The sequence below is a fragment of the Aliiruegeria lutimaris genome (assembly GCF_900099935.1).
GTDB classification, from domain to species: Bacteria; Pseudomonadota; Alphaproteobacteria; order Rhodobacterales; family Rhodobacteraceae; genus Tropicimonas; species Tropicimonas lutimaris.
In genome coordinates this window covers 65,790-82,983 of sequence record NZ_FNEK01000016.1, presented here as the reverse complement: position 1 = coordinate 82,983, position 17,194 = coordinate 65,790, and the positions used below count along the sequence as shown (strand labels likewise).

The window sequence follows — 17,194 nt, the reverse complement described above, 5'->3', positions numbered from 1 at the left end:
AGCCAACGTCACGGCGCGTCAACGCCGTGCGCTCCCCTGTCCCGAACTCTCCACTTCCGAGGATCCCTCAATGAATCTTTCGATCCCCGCCAACGACCTGTCCGTTGCCATCGAGGCCGACCGCGCGCATGTCTGGCACCACCTGACCCAGCACAAATCCCTGGAAACGAACGATCCCAAGATCATCGTCGAAGGCAAGGGAATGCGGATCTGGGATGCGGCCGGGCGCGAGTTTCTCGACGCGGTTTCGGGCGGTGTGTGGACCGTCAATGTCGGCTATGGCCGCGAGAGCATCGCCGACGCGGTGCGCGACCAGCTGGTGAAGATGAACTATTTCTCGCAGGCTGCAGGCTCGATCCCCGGCGCGATGTTCTCCGAAAAGCTGATCTCGAAAATGCCGGGGCTGAGCCGGGTCTATTATGTCAACTCCGGCACCGAGGCCAACGAGAAGGCCTTCAAGATGGTCCGCCAGATCGCGCACAAGCGCTATGGCGGCAAGAAGCACAAGATCCTTTTCCGCGAGCGTGACTATCACGGCTCCTCGATCACCGCGGTTTCGGCGGGCGGGCAGCCCGAGCGCAACGCCCAGTATGGCCCTTTCACCCCTGGCTTCGTCGAAGTGCCCCATTGCTGCGAATATCGCGCCCAGTGGGACGTGGAGAATTACGGTGAGCGCGCCGCCGACGCCATCGAGGAGGTGATCCTGCGCGAAGGCCCCGACACCGTGGGCGCGCTCTGCCTGGAGCCGGTCACCGCAGGCGGCGGGGTTATCGCCCCGCCCGAAGGTTACTGGCAGCGGGTTCAGGAGATCTGCCGCAAATACGACATCCTGCTGCACATCGACGAGGTCGTCTGCGGCGTTGGCCGGACGGGCACCTGGTTCGGCTACCAGCACTACGGGATCGAGCCCGATTTCGTGACCATGGCGAAGGGTGTCGCCTCGGGCTATGCCGCAATCGCCTGCATGGTCACGAACGAAAAGGTCTTCGAGATGTTCAAGGACGACGTCGAGGACCCGATGAACTATTTCCGTGACATCTCGACCTTTGGTGGCTGCACCGCCGGGCCGGCGGCGGCGCTGGAGAACATGCGCATCATCGAGGATGAGGGCCTGCTGGAAAACACAACGGCGATGGGCGAGCGGCTCATGGGCAATCTGCACGCGCTGATGGAGCGGCACGCAGTGATCGGCGATGTGCGCGGCAAGGGGTTGTTCTGCGGCGCCGAGTTGGTGGCCGACCGCGCGACCAAGGAGCCGGTGGCCGAAAAACGCGTTCAGGCCGTGGTCGCCGAATGTGCGGCCCAGGGCGTCATCATCGGGGCGACGAACCGCTCCATTCCGGGCCTCAACAACACGCTGTGCCTGTCACCGGCCCTGATCGCCACGCCCGACGATATCGACCGGATCACCGACTCGATCGACGTCGCGCTCGGCCGGGTCTTCAGCTGATAACGACTGGTCCTGCCGCCTGGCAGGACCCTTCAATCACCGCCCCCCAGCCCCGCATGTGCGTTCTTAGGATAGGAAAAAGCCCCACCGGTTCCGCGGATCCGGTGGGGTCTTCGCGTCTGCGTGAGTGGTGGGGTGGTGAAACCCTGGATCAGAATTCCTTCTTCAGTCTCCGGTCGACCGAGAGGTAGCCGCCGCCGAACGCCGCGATCAGCGCGGTTCCGGCCGCCCAGAAGACGGAAGTGTAGATTGCCTTTTCCTGGATCCGGAAACCGAAAGCGGCACCGCCGTCTCCGAGCAGCGCCCGCTGCGCCCCTTCGGTCAGAAGATCGGGATTGGCATTCAGGTAGGCGAGGCCTTCGGCGGTGAGGAACGGCTCGGGATACGGGTTGTTGATGTGGAACGAGATCGTCACCAGCATCATCACCGTGTTGGCAACCGCGATCGGCCGCGTGTAGAGCCCGACGATGATCATCGCGCCGCCGAAAAACTGCAGGATTGCCCGCGTCGGCGAGAAGAACCAGCCCGGCGCGAGACCGATCGACTCCAGGAAACCGGCCTGGGCAAGGGGAGCGGTGATCTTCGGCCATCCCGAGATCATGAAGCTTACGCCGATGATCCGTCGGAAAGCGGCCCAGCCTATGGGCGCGGCGAAGAATTGGTAGAACTTGCCCATGAACGGTATGTAGAGCCGCTCACGGGGCGGGAGGAAAGCGTCAGCCTTTATGGCCTCCATCGGGTGGGGGGGTACGTTTGGTAACGTCTACGAAACGCGCCGAGTTGCACAATTTCAGATAGATCAACGACGTTTGTGAGAACCCGCGCACAACCAAAGCGAGAAGATTGATCCATACCCACGACACTGACCTTTATGTCGCGCTTCTCGCCCAGATGCCTGTTTCTATTGTAGTCTCCAACCAGACCTGGCTGGTTGGCCTGGGAAAAACCGCTTCGCGTTGATACAAGGCGGCGCCTTTCAGGCGACTGCCGCGCAGGATTACTCGATCAGGCCAATCTGCTTGTAGAAGGCATGATTGTCCCAGAAGAGATACTCCTCGTCCATCGTGCCCTCCTCGGTCCAATGGCCGATCGTTGCCATTGTCAGCTTGTAGGCCTTGCCGGTGGGATCGATGAACTGGCCCTCGCCAATCGGCATCGGCTCGGAAAAGGTACCTTCGATCACGCCGACAACGCCGGTCCATTCACCCTGACCGATCCGGATCGGATGCTGCTCGATGCGCGTGTCGGGCGCGAAGACGAAGAACGCCTTCAGATCGTCGATATGAACGTCGAGCCCTTCGGTGATGTGGCCGTCCGGCCAGTGCACGACGATGTCTTCGGCGTGGCTTTCATGCAGACGATCCCATTTCTGGCCGGTGAAGACCTCGAAATCGAGCGTGTCGAAACTGTCCAGATTGGCGGTGATGCGCGCGTCATCGGCTTGATGCAGCGCGAGTTCGGCCAGCGCAGCGGTTACGGCCGCGTTATCCTGGGCGAGGACGGGGGCGGCCAGCGACGCGGCAAGCGCGGCTGCGGCGAGGGCGGTGGTCGGTTTCATGAGGGGGTCTCCTTTGAACTTTTTCGGCACCACGGTGATGCGATAGCTCAGAGGATATGTTGCGCATATTGCCTTAAAAATGTGGATTTTAATGAATGACTTCCCTCATTTCATTCTCAAAAATCTCGATCACAAGATACCTGCGGACCGAATGTCTTCCACGGCGAAGTCGATCAGCGCCCGCACCTTCCGGGGAAGCGTTCTGCCTTCAAGATAGACCGCGCTGACAGGGCCGCTTTCGCCTTTGCACCCCTCCATCAGCTCGACGAGGGCGCCAGAGGCGAGGGCATCGTGGACGGCGAGGCGCGGTGCATTGGCAATGCCCAACCCGTCGATGGCCAGCCCGGCGGCGGCGCGGGCCGAGTTGACGAGAACCTTTCCCTGCACGTTGATGGCTATCTCGTCCCCGTCCCGCCGGAACACCCAACGTCGCGGGGACCGCCGGTTCGTGTCCACGATGCAGTTATGCCGGGACAGGTCTTCGGGGGAAACTGGCGCACCGTGGCGCGCAACATAATCGGGGCTTGCCACGACCACGCTCTGGAAGGTTCCGAGCTTGCGGGTCTTCAGCGACAGCATGTCGGTGCTGCCCATGCGAAACGCCAGGTCAATGCCGTCGGTCGCAAGATCGACATAACGATCGTTCAACCGCAGATCGAGGGTCAGGTCCGGATTGCGCTGCGCGAACCGGCCCAGCATCGCTCCCACATAGTATTCGCCGAAAGTGACCGGGGCAGAGATCCGTATGGTGCCGGAAAAGCCCTGTGAGCCTTCGGCGACCTCGGCCAGAAGGTCGTCCAGGTCATCCAGCAAGGCCGGGGCGCGCGCCAGAAGGTCCTCGCCCGCCGGCGTCAGTCCGACCCGACGGGTCGTGCGTTGCAATAGCCGCACGCCCAACCGCGACTCGAGTTCGGCGACATATTTCGATGTCAGCCGGTTGGACACGCCAAGCTGGTCCGCCGCGGCCGTGAACGATCCACTCTGGGCGGTTGCGACGAAGGCCTTGAGTTCATCGACGATATCCATGGCAAATCCATTCAGAACATTTTGAAGATATTCTTTCGTCAACATCATCATTTCGAAGAACGGCCTCAAGCCCTAATTTCCCTTCAGGACAACGAAGGCCGCCGGCTGGCGGCGAGAGAAAGGAAAAGAGAAATGAAAATCGCAATCATTGGAAACGGCAATATCGGCTTTGGTCTGGCCGGGGTGCTGGCCCAGGCCGGACATGACGTCATCGCCCATGGCCGCGACGCCGATATCGGCGCAGCGGTGCGCGGGGCCGAGCTGGTGATCCTCGCCACGCCCTACGGTGCCGCTGCCGATCTGGCCGCCAAGGCCGATTTTGCCGGCAAGGTGGTGGTCGATGTGTCGAACCCGATCACCGAGGATTTCTCGGGCCTGCAAGTCGGCCATGACAGCTCTGCCGCCGAAGAAATCGCCAAGCTGCTGCCGGGCGCCTCGGTCGTCAAGGCGTTCAACACGATCTTCGCCCAGCACTACGCCACGGGTCTGACGGTCGCGGGCAAGCCGCTGCAGACCTTCGTCGCCGCCGATGACGAGATTGCCCGCGAGAAGGTGAAGCGCCTTGCAGCCGAGATCGGCCTTTCGGTCGTGGATGCCGGTCCGCTGAAGAACGCCCGCTACCTCGAACCGCTCGGCTTCCTGAACATCCAGTTCGGCTACGTCCTCTGCCAGGGCACCGAGATCGCGCCCCAGTGGCAAGCCGCCTGATAACCGCTTTAAAGGACCACTGGCATGGTCACGCGCCCCTGCCCCATGCGTGACCATGCCACCCTTCCTGTTTGACGAGGCCCAAGGAGAATTTGAGATGCTGATTGATGGGAAATGGATGGAAAACTGGCAACCGGTGCAGAAGGCCGACGAGAAGGGCCGCTTCATCCGTCAGGTCTCGGGCTTTCGCAACTGGATCACGACCGATGGGAGCGACGGCCCGACCGGAGAAGGTGGCTTCAAGGCCGAGGCCGGGCGCTACCGGCTCTATGTCGCCCTTATATGCCCCTGGGCCTCCCGTACGCTGATCGCGCGCAAGCTCAAGGGACTCGATGAGGTGATCCCCGTCACCGTGGTGAACCCGGTCTTGAACGATCAGGGCTGGCAGTTCGGCGGCTATCCCGGCGCCGAGGAGGACCCGCATTTCGGTGCGAAATACCTGCACGAGATCTATACCCGCGCCGATGACAGCTACACCGGCCGCGCCACCGTGCCCGTGCTATGGGACATGAAACGCAACGTGATGGTCAGCAACGAGAGCGCCGACATCCTCCGCATGTTCGACACCGCGTTCGAGTACCTGGTGCCGTCCGATCTGCGCCTCTATCCCGATGATCTGGCGGACGAAATCGACACGCTCAACCCGCGCATCTACGACATGCTCAACAACGGCGTCTACAAGGCGGGCTTTGCCTCCTCGCAACTGGCCTATGACGAGGCCGTGGACGGCGTCTTCGCCATGCTCTGCGAACTGGAGGACCGGCTCACCGGGGAATACCTCTTCGGGGATCGCCTGACCGAAACCGACGTCCGCACCTTCGTCACGCTGATCCGGTTCGATGCTGCCTATCACGGCCTGTTCAAGACCAACCGCGCGCAGATCGCAGATTATCCGCGGCTGTCGGCCTATATGGCGCGTATCCTGCGCCTGCCGGGGGTGGCCGAAACGGTGAACATGGACCACATCACCCGCGGTTATTACTCGATCAAAGCGCTGAATCCGACGGGTATCCGGCCGACCGGGCCGGACCATATCGGAAATCTTCTGAAGTTGGCCGCCTGACGGGACTGAGGGGCCTCAACCGGCATTCGGCAATCTGCGGATCCGGGCAATCTGGGCGTAGCCCCTGAAGATCTCGCGATGCTGCACCTCCACGGCCTGCCCCTCCGCGAGATCCCGGATTGCCGCGCCCAGATCGGTTCTCGGGGTGACGTGAAATTGCTCCAGCCATCTGTAAAGCAGGCTCTTCAACGGTTTCGGCAGGCCCGCCTGATCGCCGAAACCCGTGTCCGCAGCGCCGCCATGCCGACGACCAAGTCCTCCCAGATCTGCGCATGGACGAGGCCACGAAAGAGCTGACCGAAGGCACGTTCCATCAGCCCGTCCCAGCTGGGAGCGGCATTCTGGTTCACCGCATCATGGATCTGATCGGTGATCATATCGGCCCGGGTCATTCGAATCCGTTGCTCTGAGGTCTCATGAAGCAGTGAATTCCCAGCGTTTTCGTGCCCTTTCGCGGGCAAGTTTTCGGGCCTGCATCCGTTTGCGCGCGATGTGTGCCTCCCAGTCGATGAGCCGCGCGCGCCATCCGCGTCGTCGACGACGGCCGTGCAGTTCTTCACCCAGTCGCCCGTGTTGACGTAGGTGATATCGTCGATCTGGCAGATATTCGCGTGGTGGACGTGGCCGCAGATGACGTCGTCATAGCCGCCGCGCCGGGCATCATCGGCCAGCACTTCTTCGCAACGGCCGATGAAAATGACCGGCTGCGTGACCTGCTGCTTGGTCCATTTGGAAAGCGACCAGTATTGCCCGCTCCACAAGCGCCGGGCATGTTGATCTTCGGGTTGCGCCAGATCAGGAAGCTGAGCAGAAGCTCGGCCTGGCATCCCCCGGTCCCCAGATGAAGTTCCGAAAGGAAGATCGTACGATACCGCAAGAACACGTCCCGTCAGCGAAACGACGCCCTGCTACGCGGCTATTGTTACATTCGCGTGACGGTCTGCATCTGTTCTACGTGGATGTGACGCTAGACACCCAGATGCCGTTCCGAATGCGCGCGGGACAGCTCCGGCATCGTCCCGGTCCAGACGGTTCGCCCACGCTCGATGATCGTCGCGCGATCGCAGACCTTGCGCAATTCCTGTATCGACTTGTCGATCACGAGGATTGCCAGCCCCGCGCCGGATTTCAGCTCGTCGATCGCTGTCCAGATTTCCTGTCGAACGACAGGCGCGAGGCCTTCGGTCGCCTCATCGAGCAGGAGCAGGCGCGGGTTGGTCATCAGCGCCCGACCGATGGCCAGCATCTGCTGCTCCCCGCCCGAAAGCGAGGAAGCGCGTTGGCCCTGCCGCTCCTTCAGCCGCGGGAAAAGCCGGGTGACACGGTCGATATCCCACGGCCCCTTGCGCGCCGACACGATCAGGTTTTCCGACACGGTGAGATCCGCGAAACAGCGCCGGCCCTCGGGAACGAGCCCGATCCCGAGCCGGGCGACCTGATCGCTGGTCAGGCGGGTCAGGTCCTGACCGGCAAAGCGCAACGTTCCGCTGGCCGGGATCATGCGGCAGATCGCCTTGACCGTCGTTGTCTTGCCCATTCCGTTGCGCCCCATCAGGGCAACGCACTCGCCCTCGCCGATCTGGAGTTCGATGGAAAACAACGCCTGGCTGGCGCCGTAGCTCGCCGCCACGTTGGAGAGCGAAAGCAAGCTCATGATTCTTCTCCGAGATAGGCTCGGCGGACTTCCGGATCGCTGCGGATCTCGGCCGTGCTGCCGGTGGCAATGACGCGGCCGTAATTCAGCACCGTGATCCGGTCTGCCAGCGAGAAAACGACATCCATGTCATGCTCCACCAGCAGGATCGGCGCTTCCTGGCGCAGCTCATCAAGCAGCGCTGTCAGCTCCCGCGTCCCCTCGGCGCCCAGCCCGGCCATCGGTTCGTCCATGACGAAGGCCTTCGGAGAAAGCGTCAGCGCAACCGCCACTTCCAGCCGCCGCCGCTGGCCGTGGCTGATCTCCCCGGTCCGCAGGGACGCCAGATCGGACAGGCCGACCCGTTCCAGCGCCTGTTCGGCCTTCTGCCGGATCGTCAGGTCCTTCATTGCCGGACGGAGAAAATGCCAGACAGTCCCGGCCGCCCCCATGGCGCCGAGCACAACGTTCTGAAGAACGCTGTCCTCCATTGCCAGCGCGGAGATCTGGAAGGTTCGGCCAAGCCCCGACCGCGCACGCGTCCGGGTGCTCTGCTCGGTCACGTCCCGGCCGAGGAACTGCACGCGCCCCTCGTCTGGCTTGATCGCCCCGCAGATCTGGCCCACCAGCGTCGACTTGCCGGCACCGTTGGGCCCGATCAGCGCATGGACTTCGCCGGGGCGGAGGTCGAGAGAAACCGCCTCGTTCGCCACAAGCGCGCCAAAGCGCTTGGTCAGCGCATGGGTGGAGAGGACAGGCTCAGTCATGGTTGCGGGCCTTTCCCGCGAAAATCCCCACCAATCCGCCGCGACCGTACAGAACCACCAGCAGGAGCAGCGCCCCGAGGAAGGCGAGCCAGTAATCGCTGATGCCGCCGAGCAGGTATTCCAGCAGTACGAAGAGCATCGCACCGGCCACCGGGCCGAACAGGCGCCCCGTTCCACCGAGGATGATGAACACCATGAGTTCGCCCGACATCTGCCAGCTGAACATGGTGGGCGAGACGAAGCGGTTGAGGTCGGCGAAGAGCGCGCCGGCAAGCCCCGTCACCGCGCCGGATATCACCAGGGCAACCAGCTTGAGACGCACCGGATCGAGCCCGATGGCCTCAACGCGGTGCGGGACCTGCCGCGCCGCGTTGAGGGCGAGGCCGAAGGGCGCGCGGGCAAGCCGCGCATTGAACCAGAGCACCGCGCACAGTAGCACGAAACAGACCGCGTAGAACTGGATCGGCACCAGCGTGTTCAGCCCCGGAAAGGAATTTCGGACATAGATGGACAGCCCATCCTCGCCGCCATAGGCCGGCCAGCTGATGGTGAAGAAATAGAACATCTGTCCGAAGGCCAGGGTGATCATGATGAAATAGACCCCCGTCGTGCGCAGTGAGAGCAGGCCGATCACGAAGGCAGCCAGCGCGCCCCCACAGATGGCGACGAGCCAGATGATCGGCATCAGCTTGGTCCCCTCGATCACGAAGGGTCCTTCGAATAGCGGCGTGTAGCTCTGGGCATGGAAGGCGAGGATGCCCATCGCGTAACCGCCGATGCCGAAATAGGCCGCGTGGCCGAGGCTCACCAACCCGCCGATGCCGAGGGCGATATTGAGACCCACGGCCGCAAGGGCCAGGATGACCGCTCTTGTCGCGAGCGTGATGATGAAGGGCTCGTCCGTCGCCAGCGCTCCGAGCGGGACCGCGATCAGGAGGGCGAAGAGTGCCGCGTTCACGATGCTTTCCCGGCTCATGCGCGCGCTCCGAACAGGCCGGTCGGGCGCCAGATAAGCACACCTGCCATGAGAATATAGATTGCCATCGACGCCAGCGACGATCCGACGGTGGTCGCGGCGGCGGGTTCCATGAAGAGCTTGAAGGCTTCGGGCAGGAAGATGCCTCCGAGCGTGTCCGTCAGCCCAACAAGCAGGCTGCCGACAAGCGCGCCGCGGATCGAGCCGATCCCGCCGATGACAATGACGACAAAGGCGAGGATGAGGATTGGTTCTCCCATCCCGATCTGCACCGACTGGATGGCGCCCACAAGCGCGCCGGCCAGCCCCGCCAGCGCCGCGCCGAGCGCGAAGACCAGCGTGTAGAGACGCGAGATATCGACCCCGAGCGCGGCGATCATCTCGCGGTCGTTTTCACCGGCGCGGATCTGGATGCCGACGCGGGTTCGGGAAATGAAAAGCGCCAGCCCGGCGGCGATCGCGAGGCCGATGACGATCAGCACGAGCCTGTAGCGGGGGTATTCGATGCCGCCCGGCAGCGTGATCGGCCCTGCAAGGGCGGACGGAATGTCGAGAAACAGCGGGAAGGAGCCAAAGATCCAGCGGGTTCCCTCGGAGAAGATCAGGATCAGGGCGAAGGTCGCGAGAACCTGGTCAAGGTGATCGCGTGCATAAAGGCGCCGGATCACGGTGTATTCCACCAGCGCGCCGACCATGGCCGCCGCCGCCATGGCGCCCGCCAGTGCGAGCACGAAGCTTCCAGTAGCGGCCGCAACCGCCGCGGCTGCAAAGGCACCGATCATGTAGAGCGAGCCATGCGCAAGGTTGATCAGGCCCATCACGCCGAAGACCAGCGTGAGCCCGGCGGCCATGAGAAATAGCATGATCCCGAACTGCAGGCCGTTCAGGATCTGCTCCACGAGGAGAACTGTTGTCATCTGGGTTTGTCAGAGCCGGACCGCGCGAACGGTCCGGCGTCTCATCTTACATCTTGCACTCGCCCGCATAGGCATCGGAGTGGTTTTCGAGCGCGACGCCGATGATCTTGTTGGTGAACACACCGTTCTCCTCGACCACTTCTCGGGCATAGATCGTCTGAATCGGATGGTGGTTCGGCCCGAACGCGAAATCGCCGCGCACGCTGTCGAAATTGGCGGCCTCAAGCGCTGCCCGGAAGGCATCCGCGTCCGAGACATCGGCGGACTCGACTGCCGAGATTAGCAGGTTGGCGGTGTCGAACCCCTGGCTGGCATAGAGCGAGGGCAAGCGGCCATATTCGGCCTGGAAACTCTCGACGAAAGCCGCGTTGGCGGGGTTGTCGATATCCTTGTTCCACTGGCTGGTGTTGACCACGCCGAGCGCGGCCGCGCCGACAGCCTGAAGGATGCCCTGGTCGAAGGAGAAGGCGGGACCGACAACCGGCAGGCCGACACCGCTGTCGGCATATTGCTTGAGGAAGGAAATCCCCATGCCGCCGGGCAGGAAGAAGAACACGCTGTCGGCGTCGGAGGCCCGGATCTGGGCGATCTCGGAGGCGTAATCGGTCTGGCCGAGCTCGGTATAGACCTCGCTTGCAAGCTCGCCTTCAAAGAAGCGCTTGTAGCCGGTGAGTGCGTCCTTGCCGGCCGGGTAGTTGGGTGCCAGCAGGAAGCTCTTCTTGTAGCCCGCGGAATTGGCATAGGCCCCTGCGGCCTCGTGCAGGTTGTCGTTCTGCCAGGCAACGTTGAAATAGTTGTCGTGGCATCCCTTGCCAGCGAGCGCGGAGGGCCCAGCATTGGGCGAGAGATAGAACTTGCCCTGCGCCGTGACCGACGGAACCACCGCCATGGCGAGGTTGGACCAGATGATGCCGGTCAGCACATCCACCTTCTCGGACTGGATCATCTTGTCGGCGAGTTGCACGGCAATGTCCGGTTTGCGCTGGTCATCCTCGATGACAACCTTGATGTCGTCGCGCCCGGATTGCTTGACGGCGAGCATGAAACCGTCCCGAACGTCGATTCCGAGCCCGGCCCCGCCGCCGGACAGGGTCGTGATCATCCCGACCTTGACCTCGGCCGAGGCCATGCCCGCAACCAGGGCCAATCCGGCCGCAAGCGCTAGTTTCGCAATTTTCATAGCGTTCCCCATTGATTTGGCAGTTTTGATTTTCTTTTTTTCGCCCCGCGAGCGTGATCTCGGGACGTTTTGCGGAGCAAACAGAATGTCTCCGGTCGTCGTGTATTGTCGGACTTGGTTCGACCCTCGCCTTCGGAAGTACTGCCCGCGATTAGAGAATCCTCGACAGGACTTGTCGAGAAACTTTTCGATTTCACCGAAAACACCCGCGTCTGACATCTCCGGAGAGCACCCGAAAGACGCGTAGAAACTTCCGACGCCCTTCGCGATCCACACCCATTTCGGCAGCGTGGTCGCGCCCGGGTTGTGAAACAGCTGCGCCCATGACGATGCGTAGGAACGCAGCGTCGATAACGGCTGAGTGCTTTGCCATAAGCCCGACGCCAATCGTTGAATGTGCCGTCATTCGGTCGCTGGCATTGCAAAGGAACCGTTAGCGGGAATGCTCAAGCTCGATATGGCCGCTCTGCACGAGCGTCGTGATCGTGGACAGGTGTTTATCCAGCACCCGCAACCGCCCGAGCCGTGCCGCGATGACCGGGTCGGGCCGGTCGACGTAATCGAACTGAACCCGTGCCGTTCCGAAGCTGATCTCGCCCAGAACCGGGCTGCAAGCGGCCTGCCCGCCGAAATAGTCCGGCTCGCCTCTATCGGCGGCGCAGTCGCAGAGCATCTCGTTGCGATAATCGATGCTGTTGCCGAACTTGCCGCTCTCCTTCGAGAGGCATCAGCTCACGGTGTCAGACTGGCCCGTCCACGGCTCGTCGCGGCATTGATCGCCGAGCGTGGTCGAGAGGTACTCGCTCGCCGCGACCGGAAGGCCAGCCAGCCGAAGAAATTTCATCTAAAAAACGTCGTCGGCAACAAACCAGACTGCAAAAAGTGTAACCAGGGCGCGGTTTCGCTGCCTACGGAGCGCCAATCAGGCAGCGTATCGTCGCTTGCCGGGGAAAGTTTCACGCCTGCTGGCGCAAGTAATGAGCGAAGCAACTCGGATCACGCTCTGGTGTATCCGCCCACATGCTTTCTGTTGGGGCTTTGTCAAAGTTTCGGCTAGGCTACCGATAACGCGAACAGAAGCGCCGCGAGGCGCGAAGGAAACGGTATGAATTTTGCTGCGTATATTTCTGCGCTGTCATTTTCCCTCGGCTTGTCAATTTCGGCAACCGGAGCTTGGGCTGCGCCCGATCCATTTGCCGGCGGCTGGACGCTCGACGCGGAACAATCGGCCCTGTCCTTCCTGTCGATCAAGGACGCGACGAAGGTGGAAACCAGCAGTTTCGCCGCGCTCGACGGGACAATCGAGGAAACGGGGGAGGTCGAGATAACCGTCCACCTGGAATCCATCGACACCAAGATCGATCTCCGCAATGTCCGCATGCGCTTCCTGTTCTTCGAGACATTCCTGCACCCGCGCGCAACCATCCTTGCGGAGCTCGATGCCGCCGATTTTGCCGACCTGCCGGAGGTGGGGCGCAAGCGGATTTCGCTGGAATACGTTCTGGACCTGCACGGGGTGCAGAAGACATTCGTATCCGATGTGATCGTGACCCTGCTGAACGAGAACGAGGTCTATATCTCCGCGGCCGCACCGGTTTCGGTCTCGGTTGCCGATTTCGGCCTCGAAAACGGGTGGAAGAAACTTGAGGAGGCCGCCGGCCTGCCGATTATTCCCTCGGCCACGGTCAGCTTCGATTTCCGTTTCCTGCGCAACGGGGCGGGTAATACGCCTGTTCGGACAGCCGCGGCCACTGCCGCCACGGGATCGCGTGCGCTTGAAAGCAGCGGCCAGCTGGCGTTGGAAGAATGCCAGAACCGGTTCCTGACCGTGTCCGAGGCCAACGAGATCTACTTCGCCTCCGGCTCGGCCCGACTCGAGGCGAAAAGCGCGCCAATGCTCGACTCTCTGGCCGAAATCGTCGGGCGCTGCCCGGACCTGTCGATTGAAATCGGCGGACACACGGACAGCGTCGGTCCCGAGCGCGCCAATCTGCGCCTTTCCGAGAGGCGTGCGAAGTCGGTTGCCGCCTATCTGGAGGGCAAGGGCGTCGAGAACGCACGGATGCAGATCGCCGGCTATGGCGAGATCCGCCCGGTTGCCGACAACAGCACCGAGCGCGGCCGCTGGCGGAACCGCCGTATCGAATTCTCGATCGTGGAATAGCACCGCATGATCCCTTTAATTGTTCCGATCCTACGGCTGTTTCTCGCTGTGACGGCATTTCAGGCATTGGTGACCACAGCCATTGCCGAACCCCGGCTCGCGCTGGTCGTGGGCAACGAGAGCTACATGTCCGTCTCGCCGCTCGACAACCCGGCGTCCGATGCGCGCCTTGTGGCAGCCGCGCTGACCTCCAAGGGGTTCGAAGTCACCTTGCTGACCGATGCCGACCAGGTGAGGCTCAACCGAGCCATTGCCCAGTTCGGACGCGATCTGCGGGCGAATGGCGCGGAAACCACCGGACTTTTCTACTATGCCGGGCACGCGGTGCAGAGTTTCGGCGCCAACTACCTGCTGCCGGTCGATGTCCTGCTCACCGATGCCGCCGACCTCGGGCTCGTGGCGGTGCGGGCAGACGCGATCCTGCGCCAGATGGCGTCGGCGCGAAACCACGCCAACCTCGTCATCCTTGATGCCTGCAGAAACAACCCCTTCGTCGACGTGCCGGACATGAACGACAATGGTCTCGCGGAGATGAAGGCGCCGACCGGCACATTCATGGCCTATTCGACCGCGCCGGGCAGCGTCGCCATGGATGGGGTCGGCTCCAATTCCCCCTTCACCTCGGCGCTCGTGACCGAGATGGACAGCCCCGGCCTGCCGGTGGAACAGGCCTTCAAGCGGGTGCGCAGCAAGGTGCTCGAAGCGACCAATGGCCGGCAGACGCCGTGGGACACCTCGTCGCTGACCGTCGATTTCCAATTCACGCCTGCGCTCCAGGAGAAGCCGGAACAACTTGCCGCCGACGAGTTCTTTGAATCGATCAGGGCCTCCGGAGACCCGGTGCAGATCGTGCTTTTCCTGCGAACCTATCCCGAGAGCGAGCATTTCGATGCCGCGCGCGAGCTTCTGACGCAGGCGCTGGATGGCGAGCAGGAACCGGAAGCGGAAAAGACGGCGGCCGCCGCCCCGGCAAGCGCGCCGCCTTCGGACGCCGATGCGCGCGAGCGGGAGATGATCGAAGCGGCCCAGATCTCCGGCCGGATCGAGGAGTACCGCGCCTATCTCGACGCCTTCCCGACCGGCGTCTTCGCCGAATTGGCCACGATGGAGATGGCCGCATTGGCGGCAAAGGGCGCCGAGCCCCAGACCGTTGCACGGCAGCCCTCACAGGTTGAGACACCGCCCGTGACACCGACCGCCCCCGGGGATGTGACGCTGGAGGCGCTGCTGGCCCATGGCGACCCGGTACTCAATGGCAAGTCCATCGCCATGCTCGTGGACAGCTCACCGCTCTTTCCGCCCATCCCGGGATTGCCGGAAGGGGTTTGGAAGAACCGTCCTTGCGCATCCTGTCACGAATGGACGGCTGAGGCGCTGTGCGATCAGGCGAAAACCTATCTCGCCGATGCCGGGACACGCGCGCTCAGCAAGCAGCACCCTTTCGGCGGCGGCTTCAAGGACGTTTTGCGCAACTGGGCCGGCGGCGGATGCCGCTAGGGTTCAAACGCCCGGCAGACTGGTCACTGACCAAGAAGACTTGAAGCCATCAGATCGCTTTTTCGGCTGCGCGTTCCAGGAACACGTAGCCGATCCCGTGCACCGTGATGATGAGATCGGGATTCTTCGGGTCGCGCTCGATCTTCTTGCGCAGTCGCCCGACGAGAACGTCGACGGTTCGGTCGAACGGATCCCTCTCCCGGCCACTCAGCGCATCGAGCAAGGCATCGCGCTGCATGACCCGGCCCCGGTGCCGCAGCAGGGCAAACAGCAGTTCGTATTCGCCGCGGGTCAGGTGGACATCGCTGCCATCGGGCGCAGTCAGCCTTCGGGCGGCGGGGGTGAGCACCCAACCGTTGAAACCGTAATTCTGGTCCTCGCTTTCCGGCGCCTGGGCGGAACGCCCCACGCGCCGGAGGATATTGTTGGCGCGCGCCAGCAACTCGCGGGGATTGTAGGGCTTCTGGAGGTAGTCATCCGCTCCGACCTCCAACGCGACGATTCGGTCGACATCCTCGGTTTTCGCGCTGATGACGATGACCGGCAGATCGGAGGACCGCCGCAATTCGCGCAACAGGCTGAGGCCGTCGCGGCCCGGCAGCCGGATATCCAGGCACAACAGGTCCACGTTGGCTCTGCGCAGGGCAACATCCATCTCGTCGCCATCACTGGCCCGGAGCACCCGGAACCCCTCGACCTCGAAATAGCCGGCCATGAGCTCGAGGCTGGTCGGATCGTCCTCGACGATCAACACGCGCTTTGGGGCGTCCATCCGCGATACTCCTTCCTGTTCACATCGTGTTTACAATTTTCTACAGGCCATTCAAATCCGGAAAACAGCGGATTTACAGTGATCGTCTAACAAACTCCATGTCTGGTGCAGGCGGAATGTCCTCTGCGCCCTTTTTCGGAGGTGTGCGGCATGAAACGATTCTGGACCTGGCTTTGGACCCCTTCGGGTGTGCTGTCCACTGGCTTCCTGCTGGCGATCGGCATCCTGATCGGGGCCATCGGGCTCGTCGGCGCGCATACCGCGCTCGAGGCGACGGAAAATACCGAGTTCTGTGTCTCCTGTCACGAGCTGGCGCCCGCCTACGAGGAATACAAGCTTTCTGTGCATTACTCGAACGCTTCAGGCGTACAGGCCGGCTGTGCCGATTGCCACGTGCCCGAACCCTTCGTGCCATGGGTGGTCGACCATTACCGCGCGCTCGGCGAGGCCTATAGCTCCTTCAAAGGCACGATCGACACGCCGGAGAAGTTCGAAGCACACCGGCTGGAAATGGCGGAACGGGTCTGGGACGAGATGAAGGCCAGCGACTCGCGCGAATGCCGGAGCTGCCATGTCGAACACGCGATGGATTTCGAGAAACAGGACCCCGAGGCAGCCAAGCTGATGCAAGCCGGATTCGAAAAGGGCGAGACCTGTATCGACTGTCACAAGGGCATTGCACACAAGCTGCCGGACATGTCGCAAGGCTACAAGAAGACCTTCGAGGACCTGACGGCGCGGGCCGCCGAGCAGGACGCGAAGGCTGACGAACTCTACGTGCTGCAAACCAAACCGCATTACCTCTCCGCCGAAGACGCAAAGGCGGACGACAACAGCACCGGCCAGATCCTGGCGGCGACGCATCTGCAGGTACTGGAGCGCAGTGGCGACCTTCTGAAGGTTCGCATCGACGGCTGGCAACAGGACGGCGTGGACAAGGTCATTTACGAACTGCGCGGCCAGCGCATCTTTACCGCGACGGCCAAGACAGACGCCGCCGAAAGCATCACCCGCCACAGCACCGAGACGGACCCCGACACCGATCTGGTCTGGCATAAGGTGAGCCTGGATGTGTGGATCGACAAGTCGGACCTTCTCGACAGCATCGACGATCTCTGGGCCTACGGCTCCGAGATGAACAACGCCACCTGCGGGGTCTGCCACTCCGCCGTGCCGCCCGAACACCTGCTGGCCAACCAGTGGATCGGCACGCTGAAGGCAATGGAACGCTTCATCGCGCTCGACAAGGAACAGTACCGCTTCCTGCAGAAATTCCTGCAGATGCATGCCAGCGATACCGGCGGCGCCGGGGCGCACCACTGACAGATCCCGGCGCGGTTTCGCGACCGCGCCGCGGACAACACAGGGTGGTATCGGCCACGTCCGTTTACATCCTGTTTACAGAAATTTACAGCCGGTTCACCTCCTTCCGGAACCCTGTTTACACCACGTCTCTAACCTTACGGCATGCGCGCAACGCCTG

Annotated in this window: 18 protein-coding genes; 6 read left to right on the top strand and 12 right to left on the bottom strand. The window is 62.5% G+C overall.

The features are described from left to right. Nucleotides 1–70: 70 nt before the first annotated feature. On the top strand, nucleotides 71–1,450 hold the full coding sequence (locus BLR85_RS09685) for an aminotransferase family protein (RefSeq protein WP_093154615.1): 1,380 nt from the start codon (nucleotides 71–73) through the stop codon (nucleotides 1,448–1,450). 151 nt (nucleotides 1,451–1,601) lie between these two features. Here the strand turns inward: BLR85_RS09685 and BLR85_RS09680 are convergent, their stop codons facing one another. The 3 genes from BLR85_RS09680 to BLR85_RS09670 all read right to left on the bottom strand — a co-directional run bounded on the left by BLR85_RS09680 (nucleotide 1,602) and on the right by BLR85_RS09670 (nucleotide 4,034). Next, on the bottom strand, nucleotides 1,602–2,126 hold the full coding sequence (locus BLR85_RS09680) for a DoxX family protein (RefSeq protein WP_244520673.1): 525 nt from the start codon (nucleotides 2,124–2,126) through the stop codon (nucleotides 1,602–1,604). A 321-nt stretch (nucleotides 2,127–2,447) separates the two neighbouring features. Then, nucleotides 2,448–3,008, bottom strand: a complete 561-nt coding sequence (locus BLR85_RS09675; RefSeq protein ID WP_093154606.1) for an ester cyclase — start codon at nucleotides 3,006–3,008, stop codon at nucleotides 2,448–2,450. Between the two features lie 129 nt (nucleotides 3,009–3,137). Then, the gene (locus tag BLR85_RS09670) at nucleotides 3,138–4,034 is read right to left on the bottom strand and encodes a LysR family transcriptional regulator (protein WP_093154685.1); all 897 of its coding nucleotides are present in this window, start codon (nucleotides 4,032–4,034) and stop codon (nucleotides 3,138–3,140) included. A 132-nt stretch (nucleotides 4,035–4,166) separates the two neighbouring features. Between BLR85_RS09670 and BLR85_RS09665 the strand changes: the two genes are divergently transcribed. Both BLR85_RS09665 and BLR85_RS09660 read left to right on the top strand, forming a co-directional pair. Further along, a complete protein-coding gene (locus BLR85_RS09665) occupies nucleotides 4,167–4,742 on the top strand; it encodes an NADPH-dependent F420 reductase (RefSeq protein ID WP_093154601.1) in 576 nt (191 codons plus the stop codon). Nucleotides 4,743–4,839: 97 nt separating this feature from the next. Then, nucleotides 4,840–5,805, top strand: coding sequence for a glutathione S-transferase family protein (locus BLR85_RS09660; RefSeq protein WP_093154597.1), 966 nt, complete (start codon nucleotides 4,840–4,842; stop codon nucleotides 5,803–5,805). A gap of 15 nt (nucleotides 5,806–5,820) precedes the next feature. Here the strand turns inward: BLR85_RS09660 and BLR85_RS29085 are convergent, their stop codons facing one another. The 8 genes from BLR85_RS29085 to BLR85_RS09625 all read right to left on the bottom strand — a co-directional run bounded on the left by BLR85_RS29085 (nucleotide 5,821) and on the right by BLR85_RS09625 (nucleotide 11,951). After that, on the bottom strand, nucleotides 5,821–5,994 hold the full coding sequence (locus BLR85_RS29085) for a hypothetical protein (RefSeq protein ID WP_170844517.1): 174 nt from the start codon (nucleotides 5,992–5,994) through the stop codon (nucleotides 5,821–5,823). Further along, complete coding sequence (locus tag BLR85_RS29825; RefSeq protein ID WP_244520672.1) at nucleotides 5,991–6,632, bottom strand: hypothetical protein; 642 nt, start codon at nucleotides 6,630–6,632, stop codon at nucleotides 5,991–5,993. Before BLR85_RS29825 ends, BLR85_RS29085 begins: the two co-directional genes overlap by 4 nt. A 140-nt stretch (nucleotides 6,633–6,772) precedes the next feature. Then, nucleotides 6,773–7,459 carry an ABC transporter ATP-binding protein gene (locus BLR85_RS09650; RefSeq protein ID WP_093154588.1) on the bottom strand — a complete coding sequence of 229 codons (687 nt, stop codon included), beginning with the start codon at nucleotides 7,457–7,459 and terminating at the stop codon, nucleotides 6,773–6,775. Then, nucleotides 7,456–8,205 (bottom strand): ABC transporter ATP-binding protein, encoded by a 750-nt coding sequence (locus tag BLR85_RS09645; RefSeq protein ID WP_093154584.1) that lies wholly within the window; start codon nucleotides 8,203–8,205, stop codon nucleotides 7,456–7,458. The genes BLR85_RS09650 and BLR85_RS09645 overlap by 4 nt, the downstream gene beginning before the upstream one ends. Beyond that, nucleotides 8,198–9,181, bottom strand: coding sequence for a branched-chain amino acid ABC transporter permease (locus BLR85_RS09640; RefSeq protein ID WP_093154580.1), 984 nt, complete (start codon nucleotides 9,179–9,181; stop codon nucleotides 8,198–8,200). The genes BLR85_RS09645 and BLR85_RS09640 overlap by 8 nt, the downstream gene beginning before the upstream one ends. Beyond that, nucleotides 9,178–10,098: a branched-chain amino acid ABC transporter permease gene (locus BLR85_RS09635; protein ID WP_093154575.1), complete on the bottom strand. Its 921-nt coding sequence runs from the start codon at nucleotides 10,096–10,098 to the stop codon at nucleotides 9,178–9,180. The genes BLR85_RS09640 and BLR85_RS09635 overlap by 4 nt, the downstream gene beginning before the upstream one ends. Before the next feature lie 46 nt (nucleotides 10,099–10,144). Continuing rightward, nucleotides 10,145–11,278, bottom strand: coding sequence for an ABC transporter substrate-binding protein (locus tag BLR85_RS09630; RefSeq protein WP_093154570.1), 1,134 nt, complete (start codon nucleotides 11,276–11,278; stop codon nucleotides 10,145–10,147). A gap of 433 nt (nucleotides 11,279–11,711) precedes the next feature. Next, nucleotides 11,712–11,951, bottom strand: coding sequence for a hypothetical protein (locus tag BLR85_RS09625; protein WP_093154566.1), 240 nt, complete (start codon nucleotides 11,949–11,951; stop codon nucleotides 11,712–11,714). A gap of 432 nt (nucleotides 11,952–12,383) precedes the next feature. On the opposite strand from BLR85_RS09625, the gene BLR85_RS09620 reads away from it, so the two are divergent. Together BLR85_RS09620 and BLR85_RS09615 are read left to right on the top strand one after the other, a co-directional pair. After that, nucleotides 12,384–13,442, top strand: coding sequence for an OmpA family protein (locus BLR85_RS09620; RefSeq protein ID WP_093154561.1), 1,059 nt, complete (start codon nucleotides 12,384–12,386; stop codon nucleotides 13,440–13,442). A 6-nt stretch (nucleotides 13,443–13,448) separates the two neighbouring features. Beyond that, on the top strand, nucleotides 13,449–14,939 hold the full coding sequence (locus BLR85_RS09615; RefSeq protein ID WP_093154558.1) for a caspase family protein: 1,491 nt from the start codon (nucleotides 13,449–13,451) through the stop codon (nucleotides 14,937–14,939). A gap of 49 nt (nucleotides 14,940–14,988) precedes the next feature. Here the strand turns inward: BLR85_RS09615 and BLR85_RS09610 are convergent, their stop codons facing one another. Next, nucleotides 14,989–15,711, bottom strand: coding sequence for a response regulator (locus BLR85_RS09610; protein ID WP_093154553.1), 723 nt, complete (start codon nucleotides 15,709–15,711; stop codon nucleotides 14,989–14,991). A 150-nt stretch (nucleotides 15,712–15,861) separates the two neighbouring features. On the opposite strand from BLR85_RS09610, the gene BLR85_RS09605 reads away from it, so the two are divergent. Beyond that, nucleotides 15,862–17,034, top strand: a complete 1,173-nt coding sequence (locus BLR85_RS09605; RefSeq protein ID WP_093154548.1) for a NapC/NirT family cytochrome c — start codon at nucleotides 15,862–15,864, stop codon at nucleotides 17,032–17,034. The last annotated feature ends 160 nt before the right edge of the window (nucleotides 17,035–17,194 follow it).

Bases quoted from the DNA above. Each gene is read 5' to 3' on its own strand.
- BLR85_RS09640 (WP_093154580.1), bottom strand. From the start codon at position 9,181: ATGAGCCGGGAAAGCATCGTGAACGCGGCACTCTTCGCCCTCCTGATC.
- BLR85_RS09680 (WP_244520673.1), bottom strand. From the start codon at position 2,126: ATGGGCAAGTTCTACCAATTCTTCGCCGCGCCCATAGGCTGGGCCGCT.
- BLR85_RS09625 (WP_093154566.1), bottom strand. From the start codon at position 11,951: ATGCTCTGCGACTGCGCCGCCGATAGAGGCGAGCCGGACTATTTCGGC.
- BLR85_RS09630 (WP_093154570.1), bottom strand. From the start codon at position 11,278: ATGAAAATTGCGAAACTAGCGCTTGCGGCCGGATTGGCCCTGGTTGCG.
- BLR85_RS09685 (WP_093154615.1), top strand. From the start codon at position 71: ATGAATCTTTCGATCCCCGCCAACGACCTGTCCGTTGCCATCGAGGCC.
- BLR85_RS09645 (WP_093154584.1), bottom strand. From the start codon at position 8,205: ATGACTGAGCCTGTCCTCTCCACCCATGCGCTGACCAAGCGCTTTGGC.
- BLR85_RS09615 (WP_093154558.1), top strand. From the start codon at position 13,449: ATGATCCCTTTAATTGTTCCGATCCTACGGCTGTTTCTCGCTGTGACG.
- BLR85_RS09620 (WP_093154561.1), top strand. From the start codon at position 12,384: ATGAATTTTGCTGCGTATATTTCTGCGCTGTCATTTTCCCTCGGCTTG.
- BLR85_RS09670 (WP_093154685.1), bottom strand. From the start codon at position 4,034: ATGGATATCGTCGATGAACTCAAGGCCTTCGTCGCAACCGCCCAGAGT.
- BLR85_RS09665 (WP_093154601.1), top strand. From the start codon at position 4,167: ATGAAAATCGCAATCATTGGAAACGGCAATATCGGCTTTGGTCTGGCC.
- BLR85_RS09635 (WP_093154575.1), bottom strand. From the start codon at position 10,098: ATGACAACAGTTCTCCTCGTGGAGCAGATCCTGAACGGCCTGCAGTTC.
- BLR85_RS09610 (WP_093154553.1), bottom strand. From the start codon at position 15,711: ATGGACGCCCCAAAGCGCGTGTTGATCGTCGAGGACGATCCGACCAGC.
- BLR85_RS29825 (WP_244520672.1), bottom strand. From the start codon at position 6,632: ATGCCAGGCCGAGCTTCTGCTCAGCTTCCTGATCTGGCGCAACCCGAA.
- BLR85_RS09660 (WP_093154597.1), top strand. From the start codon at position 4,840: ATGCTGATTGATGGGAAATGGATGGAAAACTGGCAACCGGTGCAGAAG.
- BLR85_RS09650 (WP_093154588.1), bottom strand. From the start codon at position 7,459: ATGAGCTTGCTTTCGCTCTCCAACGTGGCGGCGAGCTACGGCGCCAGC.
- BLR85_RS09605 (WP_093154548.1), top strand. From the start codon at position 15,862: ATGAAACGATTCTGGACCTGGCTTTGGACCCCTTCGGGTGTGCTGTCC.
- BLR85_RS09675 (WP_093154606.1), bottom strand. From the start codon at position 3,008: ATGAAACCGACCACCGCCCTCGCCGCAGCCGCGCTTGCCGCGTCGCTG.